The organism is Acidobacteriota bacterium (assembly GCA_016208495.1).
In the GTDB taxonomy this organism is placed as follows: Bacteria; Acidobacteriota; Blastocatellia; order Chloracidobacteriales; family Chloracidobacteriaceae; genus JACQXX01.
In genome coordinates this window covers 43,748-57,263 of the sequence record JACQXX010000055.1, presented here as the reverse complement: position 1 = coordinate 57,263, position 13,516 = coordinate 43,748, and the positions used below count along the sequence as shown (strand labels likewise).

At 50.7% G+C, this 13,516-nt stretch carries 13 protein-coding genes and 1 tRNA gene; 5 read left to right on the top strand and 9 right to left on the bottom strand.

Annotated elements, in window-relative coordinates:
- Window positions 1-103: 103 nt before the first annotated feature.
- From HY774_09580 to HY774_09550, 7 genes are all read right to left on the bottom strand, one after another.
- A complete protein-coding gene (locus HY774_09580; protein MBI4748730.1) occupies window positions 104-886 on the bottom strand; it encodes a hypothetical protein in 783 nt (260 codons plus the stop codon).
- A gap of 183 nt (window positions 887-1,069) precedes the next feature.
- Window positions 1,070-1,381, bottom strand: a complete 312-nt coding sequence (locus HY774_09575) for an SCP2 sterol-binding domain-containing protein (protein ID MBI4748729.1) — start codon at window positions 1,379-1,381, stop codon at window positions 1,070-1,072.
- Window positions 1,382-1,407: 26 nt separating this feature from the next.
- Entirely contained in the window at window positions 1,408-2,451 is a 1,044-nt protein-coding gene (gene moaA / locus HY774_09570; protein MBI4748728.1) for a GTP 3',8-cyclase MoaA, read from the bottom strand.
- A gap of 20 nt (window positions 2,452-2,471) precedes the next feature.
- Window positions 2,472-3,104, bottom strand: a complete 633-nt coding sequence (gene ribA / locus HY774_09565; protein ID MBI4748727.1) for a GTP cyclohydrolase II — start codon at window positions 3,102-3,104, stop codon at window positions 2,472-2,474.
- 297 nt (window positions 3,105-3,401) lie between these two features.
- Window positions 3,402-3,478: transfer RNA gene (locus HY774_09560), tRNA-Val, on the bottom strand.
- 99 nt (window positions 3,479-3,577) lie between these two features.
- Window positions 3,578-4,168: a hypothetical protein gene (locus HY774_09555; GenBank protein MBI4748726.1), complete on the bottom strand. Its 591-nt coding sequence runs from the start codon at window positions 4,166-4,168 to the stop codon at window positions 3,578-3,580.
- Between the two features lie 151 nt (window positions 4,169-4,319).
- Entirely contained in the window at window positions 4,320-4,937 is a 618-nt protein-coding gene (locus HY774_09550; protein MBI4748725.1) for a hypothetical protein, read from the bottom strand.
- Between the two features lie 286 nt (window positions 4,938-5,223).
- On the opposite strand from HY774_09550, the gene HY774_09545 reads away from it, so the two are divergent.
- Window positions 5,224-6,645 (top strand): insulinase family protein, encoded by a 1,422-nt coding sequence (locus tag HY774_09545; protein MBI4748724.1) that lies wholly within the window; start codon window positions 5,224-5,226, stop codon window positions 6,643-6,645.
- 142 nt (window positions 6,646-6,787) lie between these two features.
- Window positions 6,788-7,987, top strand: a complete 1,200-nt coding sequence (gene lepB, locus HY774_09540) for a signal peptidase I (protein MBI4748723.1) — start codon at window positions 6,788-6,790, stop codon at window positions 7,985-7,987.
- A gap of 54 nt (window positions 7,988-8,041) precedes the next feature.
- Here the strand turns inward: lepB and HY774_09535 are convergent, their stop codons facing one another.
- Together HY774_09535 and HY774_09530 are read right to left on the bottom strand one after the other, a co-directional pair.
- Window positions 8,042-8,791 (bottom strand): enoyl-CoA hydratase/isomerase family protein, encoded by a 750-nt coding sequence (locus HY774_09535; protein ID MBI4748722.1) that lies wholly within the window; start codon window positions 8,789-8,791, stop codon window positions 8,042-8,044.
- A gap of 112 nt (window positions 8,792-8,903) precedes the next feature.
- The gene (locus tag HY774_09530) at window positions 8,904-10,454 is read right to left on the bottom strand and encodes a PDZ domain-containing protein (protein MBI4748721.1); all 1,551 of its coding nucleotides are present in this window, start codon (window positions 10,452-10,454) and stop codon (window positions 8,904-8,906) included.
- Window positions 10,455-10,741: 287 nt separating this feature from the next.
- Between HY774_09530 and HY774_09525 the strand changes: the two genes are divergently transcribed.
- From HY774_09525 to HY774_09515, 3 genes are all read left to right on the top strand, one after another.
- Window positions 10,742-11,116, top strand: a complete 375-nt coding sequence (locus HY774_09525; protein ID MBI4748720.1) for a 6-carboxytetrahydropterin synthase — start codon at window positions 10,742-10,744, stop codon at window positions 11,114-11,116.
- Window positions 11,117-11,203: 87 nt separating this feature from the next.
- Window positions 11,204-11,743: a hypothetical protein gene (locus tag HY774_09520; protein ID MBI4748719.1), complete on the top strand. Its 540-nt coding sequence runs from the start codon at window positions 11,204-11,206 to the stop codon at window positions 11,741-11,743.
- A 159-nt stretch (window positions 11,744-11,902) separates the two neighbouring features.
- Window positions 11,903-13,507 carry an FAD-dependent thymidylate synthase gene (locus HY774_09515; GenBank protein MBI4748718.1) on the top strand — a complete coding sequence of 535 codons (1,605 nt, stop codon included), beginning with the start codon at window positions 11,903-11,905 and terminating at the stop codon, window positions 13,505-13,507.
- Window positions 13,508-13,516: the final 9 nt, after the last annotated feature.

Genomic DNA, 13,516 nt, shown 5'->3' with positions numbered 1-13,516 from the left:
TCTCAAACGCGACTAACCTTGAAAAGTTCCAAATCTGCTCCATTTTTTTTCGATATTTTTCCAGTTGAATTATTGAACATTCAAAATATTGAAAAATTTAGACTTAACTTCCCTCCAGCGAACCTCGCAACTGTCTGATCTGTGATCTTACCGACTGAATCTGAGTTGGAATTTGGGACCAAACCCAGGCTACGACTTTATCGGTTGGATACCGCCCCTCACGGTTGTATTCGGTCAATTTCAACTCCGGATAGGTATTCAGCACCAGTACCATTTCAGGAGACTCACCCGATAGTGATTTTCGTTGATCGGCACCAATGCGCATGGCCCAAATCGGTGAGACCATTTCATAGCTGTCAGTAATTTTCCGCATGGCCGTAAAGAGCGATTGTTGCTCGGAAAATTCAGAATGTTTGGCAATGAACGATTCAACCGCCACCTTGGCTTCAGTCACCTTCTGAGTGTATTCACGATAAGTCAGCGCCTGGTCCCCCGTGGCATCAGTCAGCGCTGACAATTTTGCCACCACTGAAATAGCTGATTCTGCATCACTTATAAAACTGAAATCAATTTTTGGTTTGGGTGGTTCGCCAATGGCCAAAATGGCAATGCGTTCAATCGCCACTGGAATTTTATCGCCTACCGCATTTTCATAGGTCAGCTCACGGGAATCAATTTTGACAAATTTACCAGTGATTTGCCCGCCATCGGTCAATGTGATTTGAATTTCCTTCCCAGCAATCGGAGATGAAGGCTCACTGACCGCTTTCTTGGGTGGACGACGTCCTTTTTGGGCTAAAACAGTTGAACGATCAGATGGTACGCCCACCAAAACAGCGACTACGCCCAAACAGAGGAAGAAAGAAAAAGCACGCGTTCTATACATAAAGTCCCCAGACAGATAAATGAAACATAATCGAACAGGATCAAAGAGCGAGTGAGTAACAAGGAAATCCTCCCAGGTTCTGTGTTCAACCCGGTGACCCGCTCTTTGGTCCAGAACTGGCAATAAACTTTGGAATACTTTAAGAAGAAGTGAAGAGAGGTTTTGAACTTGCAGGAGGTTGCTTTAGTCAAACGCTTCCAGGAATGCTTTCAAGGCACTCGGATCATTTGACTTGACGCGCCCTGACATAAAATCGCCCATCCCTGGCGTGTGTTCGCGATTCCACATTTTGACAAAGAGTTCCGGTGATGTTTTGAGCACGCAATCAGCCTGCTCAATGGTTTTCCCGGCTTCGACAACACATTTCTTGGGACCCAGAGTGACGGTCCACTTCTCATCGCCAAGCGAAAAATAAAATGACTTTTCTTCTTTGAAAGCGCCCTTTTTATAGGCGCTTTTCATTGTCTTAAAAATCTCACCGACCGTTTGAGCCATAATCCCCCTCCAAAAAATTGCCCAGGCTAGCCACCAATACAGGACATCGTCCGGTCTGGTGGTACAAAATCCGGTTGGTTAATCCGATGGCCGGCTTCTTTGAGCCGAACCGCTTCGCGAATGAGTTCAATCAATTCCTGACGGGTTGCCCCGCGACGTAATGGTGCGCGTAAGTCATACTCAGTCAGCGAAAAAAGGCAAGTGCGAAGTTTTCCGTCAGCGGTTAATCGGATCCGGCTGCAGGCGCCGCAGAAGGGTTCAGTAACCGGAGCAATGATTCCGATTTCACCCTGGGAACCATCTGCAAATCGAAACCGTCGAGCCGTTTCGCTGGCATCTTGTCCTGGCAATGCAATCAGCGGAAATCGGGTGTGGATCCGTTGATAAACTTCCTGTCCTGGGACCACTTTTGTTCGATCCCATTCGCCAGGCCCATCGAGCGGCATGTATTCGATAAAGCGCACGGAGATGCCCCACTCACGGGCAAAAACGGCAAAATTTTCGATTTCACCATCATTAAAGCCCCGAATGAGTACCGCGTTGACCTTCACTGGTGAGAGTCCAGCCCGTTGGGCAACATCTATGGCTTCAAGGACGCGGGGCAGTGCATTGACTTTGGTCAGGGATTGAAATCCCTTGGGATTGAGTGAATCGAGGCTGATGGTGACTCGCTTGAGACCGGCTCGGACCAGATCAGGGGTAAATTCTTTCAAAAAGAACCCATTGGTGGTCAAAGCCAGATCTTCGATTGGCTTGAGTTTGGCCAAATCTTGAATGAGGTTGACCACCCCACGGCGCAAGAGCGCTTCCCCACCAGTCACTCGAATCTTGGTAATTCCAAGTTCCACCAGAATCGAAGCCAGTTCGAGAATTTCCTCAAACGACAGGATTTCAGACTTGGGCTTCCAGGCCAGTCCCTCCGACGGCATACAGTAGGTACATCGAAAATTACACCGGTCGGTCACGGAGATGCGCACATCATGGATAACCCGCCCATGGCTATCCCGGAGGATGCCAGACCGGGCTTGGGTCGCTGAAGTAGAATTGAGCACTGGCAGTGGACGGAGCATAGGCAATCACAGGTCGTGGTTTAAACCAAGTTCAACAAATGGCCCATTTTTTCTTTTTTGGTCTTGAGGTAATTCACAGCCGGGGCACCCGGTTCAGAAGCAACTTCAATCGGAACACGTTCGACGACTTGCAGGCCAAATCTCCGCAACGCATTGATTTTCTGCGGGTTATTTGACATCAGGCGAATCTGGTGAAATCCAAGCTGTTTCAGGATTTCAGCACATTGGGAATATTCGCGGGAATCAACTTCAAGCCCCAACTGGACGTTGGCTTCGATAGTGTCGGCGCCTTGATCCTGAAGGGCGTACGCGCGAATCTTGTTCAAAATTCCAATGCCGCGACCTTCCTGGTGTTGATACACAATGGCGCCATGGCCAGCTTCAGCGATCATTTCCATGGCCCGTTTTAATTGGCGGCCACAATCGCATTTGATCGAATGAAACACATCGCCCGTCAGGCATTGCGAGTGAATGCGCACCAGGCTGGCTTGATGAGGGGTCGGGTTTCCTTTCAATAAAACAACAAATTCTTCGTCACTGATCAGGCTTCGGAAGCCAGCGATCCGAAACGTACCCATTTCCGTCGGCAGGTTTGCTTCAGCAACAAATTCAACGGTTGAGTAACTGTGCGGACTATCTATTTTTGCACTCATGCTTTCTCTCCAAACTACTATTCAAGAAGCTTTTAGCCACTTCAATCAGCCAAAAGTGTAAAGGGGGTTCAGTCCTGGATAGTAAGGTTGATACTGGTGGAGCGCAAGCAAAGTATTCCAACCCGCTGGTATCAGGGAGGTTAAGAATATTGAGTTCGTTTTTTTGGAGGAAAAAAGAAAGACTTTCAGGGAAAAAGCAGTGGCAAAGAAATTGCCCGAAAGGTGATGTTCAAGCGGGTAATCAACGCGATTGAGAAGTGGTCAACGGGGAGACTACAACCAGGAGAAGGATGGGTGTGGTGGGCGGTACAGGACTCGAACCTGTGACCTCTCGCGTGTGAAGCGAGCGCTCTACCAACTGAGACTAACCGCCCATGAGTGAAGGACGCGCATAGTACCAAAGGGACTTCAGGCCGTCAATCAAAAAATCAGCCCGTCCCTACCCACCAGCACGACCTTCTGGCTTGATTCCCTTATTTGGTATTTCGTTGGGGCTGGGAATATGGGACTTGAAGATGCTGAGTGGTGTGCTCAGTAAACATGCCCGGTGTATAAAGCGGCGTTGAAGCGCCAGCCGGCAATTGATGATTCATCCCGCCGGGAACCACCGACACTGGAGACGGGGTCATTTCCTGAGTTGGGTTCCCTTGTTGAATCACAATCACCTGAGGTAAATCGGGCTTCCGCAACGCAATCTTGGTATAGAGCAGCAAAAATATCCCAAATAAAAAAACAGGGATTCCCAAGAGAGCCAGTTCACCTGTATCAAACATAAACTCTCCCAGAATGGCCAGTGTCGGAATCAAAAAAGGGCCGCCAAGTGTCAGAGCCCAGGCAATTTTCATGAGCTTTTGGCGGGCTCGCTCCTGCTCCATGTAAGGAAGTGATGGAATTTCAGTCAAGGAAATCGGTTGATGGACCGTGGCCTGTGGAAAGTTGGGGGAAGTTGTCGGCGCCATGGCGACTTGATTGGGAATCATCATCGCTGATGGTGGTGGCGCCGGCATGTAGGGGGCTGGAACACCTGGCCCCGGCCCCGGAGCACTGAGCACTTGAGAAACCATACTCAGGTTGGTACCACAGGTTTTACAAAACTTTTGATCAGCAAGCTGAGGTTGGGTTCCACAGTTCGGGCAGTACATAAAAAACCTCTGATTCCATCAAGTAATCCGCACGCATTTGGACTTGAAAATATGATCTGAAAGGTTCCATCACTTACTGAGTATCTCGTGGAGATGATGGATACGGCACTTTAAGCTGATGTGTGGTATGCTCCGTGACGCTTGGTGACTGGTAAAAGTATGAATCAACCGATGCCGGCGGGAGTTGTCCAGGTTGCGCCCTGACTGGACCTGGACCTGCCTGGGGAACCTGATTGGGATTCAAATTTCCAGTCATCTGCGGCGATTGAACCACAATCACTGGCGGCATTTGGGCTGGTTTCAAAATAAATCGGGTATATAGCACCAGAAAAATCCCCGCCAGACAAATCAACGCCCCAATTCCATCCAAAGCTGAAATTGCCCGCCCAAGCGGGTTAATGATATGCGCAATGGCATCACCCAAGGTATCTAAAAAGATGGCAAATAGCAGGCCACCGCCAACCATCATCCAGCCAAGTTTTCGCAATTTTTGACGTTTCAGTTCTTCTTCAACAAAGGGCAATGAGGAGAGATTGGCAAGTGGAATCGGTCCCATTGGATTGGTATGCGGCGCCACTGGCGGTGATGGATAGAGAGGCAAACCCGGTGCATTTCCTGGCATCCCGCCATAGGGCGAGACAGGAGCCGAAGTGACCTGAGGCGGTGTTCGGAGTGCCTGTGAAACAACCATTAAGTTTGTCCCACAAATCTTGCAAAATTTTTGATCTGCAAGCTGCGGTTCAGTCCCACAGTTTGGGCAAAACATAGCTAAAACTCACACAGACCTGTCTCTTCAAACCTTGAAGTTGACGACTGAAGAGGAAATTCGTTGAGAGAGAAGAGAGTTAGAGGAGCGTTCGTCCAGAGTATCATAAAACATGAGTTGACGCTTCTCTTTTTTCATCGTTAGACTTTGGAGGATCAGGCCCTCTACAGGCCGGAAATCAACCCCGCCCTAAACGTTAAGGAGTTATAGATTGTTTCACTTACAGAAGTTTCTCGCACGTCTGGTTTTGATCCTGGTGGTGGTGTTCAGCGGTGCAGCTTCCGCATCGGCCCAATCGGCCCCCCAGCCAGAAGCCCCTTCCTCAGACCCGATTCCAGTGACCCAGCGTGAGTTATTGTTAAATGACTTACCGATTGTTGTGGCATCGCGTCCTGGCAAAAGTCAGGTCACAATTACGGCTCTGGTTAAAATCGGAGCCACCTTTGATCGGGCTGGGAAAGCCGGATTGGCGGCACTGACGGCCCAAAGCCTGCTCGCTGGATCAAAAAACCGGGATGGATCACCCGTAACGGTCATTCAGCTCAAGGATGAGCTTGAAAGTGTCGGCGGTCAGATATCCATTGCCACCAGTTGGGATGACACCCGACTGACCATCACGGGCCCGGCTCGCAATGTGACCACCTTGATTGAAATTCTGGGTCGGCTGGTCACGCTCCCCAGTTTTTCAGAAGATGAATTCAATAAAATCAAACAAGCTCAGATCGCAGCTCGCGAAACGTCATCTCCTCAGGATCAGGCTGACGCTCGCTTTGCCCAGGACCTGTATGGCGGACATCCCTATCACCATGTGCTTGACGGCACACCTGAAAGTCTGCGCAGCATTTCCCGGTTTGATGTGATTGATTTCCATAAACGGCATTACCTGTCAAATAATGCGGCCCTGGTGATCGTTGGCGATGTCACCATGGCGCAAATTCTGCGCTCGGCTCGTCAAAGCTTTGGAGTTTGGATTAAAGGCAAACCGGCGCCCTACACGTTTCTCCCTCCCAATGAATTTCAAGGCACGAAAATTGTTTTTCATCCCAACCCGACCCAATCTCAGGTTCAAATTCGGGCCGGCGCCTTTACGGGATCAACATTTAATGGTTTGCTGCACTGGAAGTTGGTTGACAAACTCTTGAAAACACAATGGTCACCGGATGCAGCCCTGGCTGAAACCCGCCACCTCCCAGATAGCCCCTGGATGGTTCGGTTGACCGCCTCGCCTGACCAGGTGGTTTCGACCATTGAAACATTGCAAAAAACCCTGAAAAATCTCCGGGAACCACCGCTTCCAGCCGACACATTGAACACTGCAAAAGAAGCAGTTCTCAAAGACTATCAGATGAATTTTCAAAGCAATGCGAGCATTGCCAATCTTCTGATTGACATGGAGCGCTATCAGATTGGTCGCCGGTCACTGGCGGAATGGCCACAACAACTCCAGGCACTGCCAGTTGCGGATCTTCAGCCGTATCTGGACTGCCTGGGTGGAAAACAACTGCTGGTCGTGGTACAGGGTGGAAAGCCAGAGCTGGCTGAAAAACTCCGGGCTCTCGGTACCGTCGAGGTCGTGTCACCATCATCAACCTCAACGGCAAAACCATCAGCGCCACAACCTGAAGCAAAATAAACATTTTTTGCCAGGATCAAGTATAGTGAACACTCAACCGTGCATCTTTCCCGGCACACCATACAAGCTTAAATTTTGACGAAGCGAGGACCGATCAAGAAGATTGATGTTTGAAAACCATATCTTCGAGTCATAACCAACTATGCAAGACCAGGAACTGTCACTTACGTGGGAACCCCAAGAAAAAAGCCACCCAGTTGAAGACTCTCTCCCACTGGTGCTGCGAACCGAACCTGTCATCAATGAAATGGCTGATTCGGAACTTCAGGTGATGGCTCATCCATTGCCTGCTGTTGAAGCGACCAAGGAAGTCATTGAAGTTCAGGCAGATCGTGAAACCGTTCCAGTCACGGAAATGGTGGATCTCGTACCGACACTTGAGACTGAGGATCATCAGCCAGCCAAGGTAGAGACAGTGGTTCACGGTGAACCATCAACCGAGGTGGTCACCGAAGTTGAACAACCCGCATCTGAGGCAGTTCTGGCCTCATCGTTTGCAGAAGATCCACCTGCGACCCTTTCAGATGATCTCTTCCCTCACCCCGTCTCCAAAACAGTGGTATCCGAAGAACCTCCCCCACTCAGCCGACTCTACCGTCCGATTTATACCGTTGACCGTTTTCATCCACAATCGGGATTACTGGTTGAAGATGACGAGCAAATTACCGTCACGATTCCCAATCCGGTCCGCTCAACCGAGCCAGCAGGGGTGTTTGACCGGCTGGTAACCGGAGTTGGGTTGACAACTCCGGACCGGGCTCGTCACTGGATTCGTGAAGGCATTCTCCTGAGCCGCGACCTGCTTTTTGCCATTGCCGCGATTGTGGTCATTTTCTGCTATGTGCTTCAGCCGGTGAAGGTTGAAGGCACCAGCATGCTGCCTCACCTGCACGACGGACAACGTATTTTTATCAATAAATTTATCTATAAACTGGAACCAATTGAACGCGGCGATATTGTGGTGTTTTGGTACCCGATGGATCCAGAGAAGTCATTTATCAAGCGTGTCATTGGATTGCCTGGGGATGAACTCAAATTGCTGGGTGGGAAACTCTATATCAATGGCAAACTGGTCTCAGAACCTTATCTTTCGGCTGAATTTACTAAAAACGGAATTTTCAATCGGACCTGGGAAGTTGAGCCATATCACTACTTTGTGATGGGTGATAATCGTGATGCGAGCAACGATAGCCGGTCGTGGGGATCAGTTCCGGAGATGTATATCTATGGCAAGGCGGTGTATCGCTACTGGCCATTTGATGAGGCCGGCAAACTCCTCAGCGATGACGAAGTCCATGATTTGAGAGATATTCCACATCGCTTGCCAACCGGGCTTGATTAAAGTCAGATTTGAGTCAGTTTGATTTTTCCCAAAAACAAACCGGGCCGAAGTGAATCAACTTCGGCCCGGTTTCTGTCTTCGGCTAAAAGCTGCCTCCGCTCGCCAGAGGTCCCAGGTTCGGGCTTCAGCCACATTTGCCTGCGGCACTGGAAGATGCGCCACCTGGTATGCCAGTTCTTTGGCCATGGCCGCGAAATTGGATGGACTGACAGCAATCGTTTCAGCCATGGCACAGGCACGGTCCAAAATTTCCGCCGAAGAGTAAAGCTGGTTAACCAACCCCCACGCCAAAGCGGTTTGCCCGCTTATCGTTTCAGCCGCCGCCAGAATTCGGCTCGCCGCTGTTTCACCAATTGTTTGCGGTAACCGTGAGGTTCCCCCAAATCCAGTGATGATCCCCAATTTGGCGCCAGGGTGGGCAAATTGGGACCGATCCGTTGCCAGTCGAATATCACAGGCCAGTGCCAGATCCAGCCCACCTCCCAGACAAAACCCATCAATCGCCGCAATATAAAGCTGTGAAGATTCGCGCATTCGGCGAAAAAGGGATTGGCCCAGAGTGGCATAGGAGGGCGCATTTTCAGGTGTTACGTGCTGTAATTCGCGGATACTGGCGCCAACCGCAAACGACCGGGCAGGCACGCCAGTTATGACAACGGCGGCCAGATCCGTTCTCAACTGCCAGAGCTTGGTGTGGTGATGCAGGGCTTCCAGGGTTTGGAGTTCCAGGCGATGCAACCCCTCATTCCCAGTCAACCGCAAAACCAGATAGCCAGTGTGTTCGATGATTTTGAGTTCGGCCATAGAGAGGGATGGGGCTTGGGGCTGAGGGTATGAAACCCGGTTCTTCAGCCCCAAGCCCGTTTTCTTCAGCCCTCAGCCCTCAGCCCCAAGCCCGAAGTTTTCAGCCCTGGTTTTAAAAGTTCACCGTCAAAAACAACATGGTGGCGCGTCCACCAACCACTCGCTCCACCTGGAGCACGGCGGTGCTGCTGGCAGGGAGTTCTTTCACAATTCGGATCAGGTCGTCAGTATTGGCCACTGGTTGGCGATTGATCGTGTGAACAACATCTCCGCGCTGTAATCCACTTTCATCAGCCGGGCTCCCCGGAGTGACCGATTGAATCAAAGCACCGTTGGCAATCCGCAACTTCATTTGTTGCGCCATTTCAGCGGTCACAGGCGTTGAAGAAACGCCAAGTTTGGCTTCCTTCCCTGGGGAATCAGGTGTGATCCCACGCGCCATCTGGTCATCATCCGGACGTTCAGCCAGTTTCACTTTGGCCGATTGTTCTTTTCCGTCACGCAGGAACTTGACCTCAACGTCACGACCGACTTCGGCATCGGCCACCTGACTGGTTAAATCACGCCCAGACTTAATCGGCTTTCCATTAAATTCAACAATAAAATCGCCTGACTTGAGACCAGCTTGAGCAGCGGGTGAATTGTCCGCCACCAGATCCTGAATCAACGCCCCTTCGGCATCAGGTAATCCAATGGCTTTTGCTTCGTCCTCTGTCAGGACGCGCGGATAGAGACTCACCCCCAGCCAGCCGCGCTGGACACGGCCTGTGGTCATGAGTTTCCGGGCAATCTTGGTTACCAAATCAGACGGAATGGCAAACCCGACCCCTTGATTTCCACCAGACTCAGTAAAAATCATCGTGTTCATGCCAATCACTTCACCGCGCAAATTGATCAATGGTCCGCCTGAGTTGCCAGGATTGATTGACGCATCGGTTTGAATATAGCGGCTGTATTGTGAACCTTGTGGTAAATCACGTCCGGTGGCACTGACAATGCCCGCCGTAATGGTCTGCTCTAAACCAAATGGAGAGCCTATCGCAATCACCCAGTCGCCCTGCTCCATGCTATTGACTTTGGCGGCTTCTTCTTCAGGTGAACTGAGCGCAACGTGTGGTAACGATTCTTTCGGGTTGATTTTGATGACGGCAACATCCGTGTTGGCATCAGCGCCGATGAGCTTTGCCGTGTACGTTTTGCCATCAGAGAGCCGAACTTCAATTTTCTCAGCTTTGCCGACCACATGGTTGTTGGTGATGATGTAGCCGTCTTCACTCACGATAAAACCAGAACCGGTGCCCCGGCGCAGCGGTTGGGCGCCATCTTCATCAAGATCAGGAAATCCAGGAATCGCCGGATGGTTTTTCCCGAACCGAAACATCGAAGCCGTATCAACTTTTTCCGTGACATTCAAACTCACGACCGCCGGCTTTAAGCGTCGGCTGACGGTTCGAAAAACATTTGAAAGCTCGGTTGGAGAATTGATCGGCGGAAGATCGGAGGGCGACTGGGCACCAACTGAAAAGAGGCTGCTGCTTTTGAAGTGAGCCCCATTTCCTGCCCGGGTGGTTACCATGTGATAGCTCACCACTCCGGCAAAAACCAGAATGAGAGCCAGAACGCCATGAAGGGTTTGTCGAAGTATTTTGCGATCAGAACTCATAGCTTTTTGTTTTCTCCTCGAAGTTGGATAGTCCTGCAACACCAAGCCTCAAGGCTCGTGATGGGTCAATATTCAATTGGAATGAATGTGAAACAAGTCAAATGTGAGGCGTTGCCAAAGACAACTGCCATAACGGTTTCAAGCCACCAGGGTTCGCCGGGAAAACCGCAGTGGATAGACTTTCGAGTGAATTTTCATTATTGTACCCGTTTCCGAGTTCAATCAAGCTCACATTCCATCCAAATCACTCAACCGCACTGCATTTTTCTGCGGAATTATAAGCATCTATGTTTGAAGTAATTATCGAGGCTTCTTTTTCAGCCGCGCACCGATTGCGTGGTGAAGAAAATGCCGAACCGCTCCACGGCCATAACTGGCGCATTGAAGTTCACGTGCGTGGCCCAAAACTTGACGATAAACACATGCTGGTGGACTTTCGTGATGTCCGGGCAGCCACGCAAAAAGTCATGGAATACCTGGATCACAAGTACCTGAATGATTTACCGCCGTTTGCCAACGAAATGAACCCATCAACCGAAAACATTGCGGTGTTTGTGCTGCACGAGGTGGCTGCCCAGATCAATACTGACCGCTACAAAGTCTGTAAAGTTCGGGCCTGGGAAACGCCAAACACGTCGGCATCCTACGAAGTGGCTTATTGACCTCCGACACGATATCAGCAACAGCCTGTTCATTCTGTAACTGTTACCTCAAAAGAATTTTCCATCAATAAACTTCTGGAGGCACCGATGAGATTTCGATCATCCTGGGCAGGCGGAGTTTTTTTGCTGATGACCACAATCGGGATTGGATTGTCTCAGGGAAGCGTTCAAACCGGTGCTGCCGTGTGCAGCCAACCGGATGCACTCTGTCCAACGGGAGGAGGAAGGTTCGACCCGTGGGATCTGGCATTCCCGCTTCCGAAAAACCTGAAGTGGCAGACGGCTTACTATTCAGCGCCTTTTTTTGCAATTTTGCTCAAGAGCATCAAAGCTGAGCCTGATGACGGCCCTGGAAGCGATAAACCCTGTGCTGGGTATTTCAAAGAAGACGAACGTCAACGGGTACAGCGGCTCTTTCAAGATCGCAAAGTGTTTGCTTCTCGCTATGGATGTTCTGAGTTTCTCACCGGTTACACAAACGTGAACGCTGAGTACAACTTTCTGGCAGTGTACGGAGGGAAAACTCAGGCTGAAGCTGAAAAGATGCTGGCTCGCGTCAGAGCAACGGGTCAGTTTCCAGACGCCAACATCCGTAAAATGCAGGCGATCTATGACAATGGCGATTGATACCAGACTGGGAGCGCCGGCATCCTGCCGGCAACTGATTAGAAATTAATCATTTAGTGCCGGCAAGATGCCGGTGCTCCCAGGAAATATTTATCTAAAAACTATTTAAGCCATTTTCCTCCAATCATTTAGAACCTCTACCATCCCTCGGATTGCCAGGTGCGCGACAACAAGCACCTCCATTCGGTTTTTATGCACCCAGTTTCCCAACGTACTTCGGCTTTTCTCTCGCCAGCTCCGGCAGTCAGCCTGGAAAAAGCATTTCCGACACCATTCAAAAACGTGGTGGCTACGGCACGGACCTGTTATTCAAGCAAAGGGATTATCCGGGACGAAGACATTACCTCAGGGTTTGAGCCGCTTGCCCAGAGCATCTATCAGGCTGGCCACCATACGACCTATCAGCACGCTCATTTTCAGTTTGCGATGGTCAATATTTCGCGCCAGTTCATCTGGAGCTTTTTGCATTCGCATCCTTTTTACAACAGCGAGCAAGTCAGCCAGCGCTATGTCGCCGTCAAACCCGGATCATTTGCCATTCCGGCGCTGACAGGTGAAGCACTCACGCGGTACACCACGGCGATTGACGAACAGATGGCCGCCTATGAGCACCTGACCGAACTCCTGATGCCGGTAGTGGCCCGCGAGTACAACAAGCTGTTTACCAAGCACAACACGGCTGACAAAAAAATCCAGGCCAAGCTCCGCAAACGCGCGTTGGAAGCCGCCCGCTATGTGCTTCCGGTGGCGACATTTGCCTACATGTACCACACCGTCAGCGGCATCACGCTACTACGCTATTACCGGCTCTGCGAGCAATTTGATGCTCCGACCGAACAACGCGAAGTGGCCACGGCGATGGTTCAGGCGCTCCTGGCCCACGACCCGCTCTATAAAACTGTGCTCGAAGAACCGATTCCACTGGAAGAGACACCTGAATTTCAATTCTTCGAAAGCCACCACACAGCCACTCAATCGGCATCTCGCCAGCAGTTTTTGACCGAATTTGATCAGAGCCTGGATGGATACACGGCCAAACTCATTGATTACAAGCCCAATAATGAGAGTATTTTAGCCGCATCCGTCCGTGAAGTGCTCGGCCTTCCATCCTCAGTCCTGAATGATAGCGATGCAATTGAACTGGTGCTGAGCCCGACTCAAAATCGGTTGCTTGGCGAATCACTCAACCTGGCGACAATGTCGAAACTTGGCCGGACACTGGTTCATCCGCATTACACGTTCCGCAAAAAATTGAGCCACACGGCGGATTCTCAGGATCAACGCCACCGGATGACCCCAGCCTCACGACCAGTCCTGGCAGCACACTTCACGGGTGAACCTGATTACATCACCCCGGAACTCATCAAACAGGAACCCCATATCGAACAGTTTTATCACGACACGATGGCGCGCTCGTGGGAACGAATCCACCAACTCAAAGCTCACGGCGTCTCAGACGAATTTGCCCTCTATCTGCTCCCAAATGCAGTTTCCGTGCGCTTTACGGAATCTTCTGACCTCGCCAACCTCCATCACAAACACCGGATGCGGCTGTGTTATCTGGCTCAGGAAGAAATCTGGCGCGCATCGGTTGAAGAAGCCCGACAGGTCCGGCAAGTCAACCCACACATCGGCTCGCACCTGCTGCCTCCCTGTACCCAGCGGCTTCAGGCCCGCTCTAAACCAATCTGCCCGGAAGGTGATCGCTTCTGTGGCGTGCGGGTGTGGAAACTGGACCTTGACGAATACCAGCGAGTGTTTTAACAGGGTTCG

Bases quoted from the DNA above. Each gene is read 5' to 3' on its own strand.
- HY774_09580 (MBI4748730.1), bottom strand. From the start codon at position 886: ATGTATAGAACGCGTGCTTTTTCTTTCTTCCTCTGTTTGGGCGTAGTC.
- HY774_09575 (MBI4748729.1), bottom strand. From the start codon at position 1,381: ATGGCTCAAACGGTCGGTGAGATTTTTAAGACAATGAAAAGCGCCTAT.
- moaA (MBI4748728.1), bottom strand. From the start codon at position 2,451: ATGCTCCGTCCACTGCCAGTGCTCAATTCTACTTCAGCGACCCAAGCC.
- ribA (MBI4748727.1), bottom strand. From the start codon at position 3,104: ATGAGTGCAAAAATAGATAGTCCGCACAGTTACTCAACCGTTGAATTT.
- HY774_09555 (MBI4748726.1), bottom strand. From the start codon at position 4,168: ATGGTTTCTCAAGTGCTCAGTGCTCCGGGGCCGGGGCCAGGTGTTCCA.
- HY774_09550 (MBI4748725.1), bottom strand. From the start codon at position 4,937: ATGGTTGTTTCACAGGCACTCCGAACACCGCCTCAGGTCACTTCGGCT.
- lepB (MBI4748723.1), top strand. From the start codon at position 6,788: ATGCAAGACCAGGAACTGTCACTTACGTGGGAACCCCAAGAAAAAAGC.
- HY774_09535 (MBI4748722.1), bottom strand. From the start codon at position 8,791: ATGGCCGAACTCAAAATCATCGAACACACTGGCTATCTGGTTTTGCGG.
- HY774_09530 (MBI4748721.1), bottom strand. From the start codon at position 10,454: ATGAGTTCTGATCGCAAAATACTTCGACAAACCCTTCATGGCGTTCTG.
- HY774_09525 (MBI4748720.1), top strand. From the start codon at position 10,742: ATGTTTGAAGTAATTATCGAGGCTTCTTTTTCAGCCGCGCACCGATTG.
- HY774_09520 (MBI4748719.1), top strand. From the start codon at position 11,204: ATGAGATTTCGATCATCCTGGGCAGGCGGAGTTTTTTTGCTGATGACC.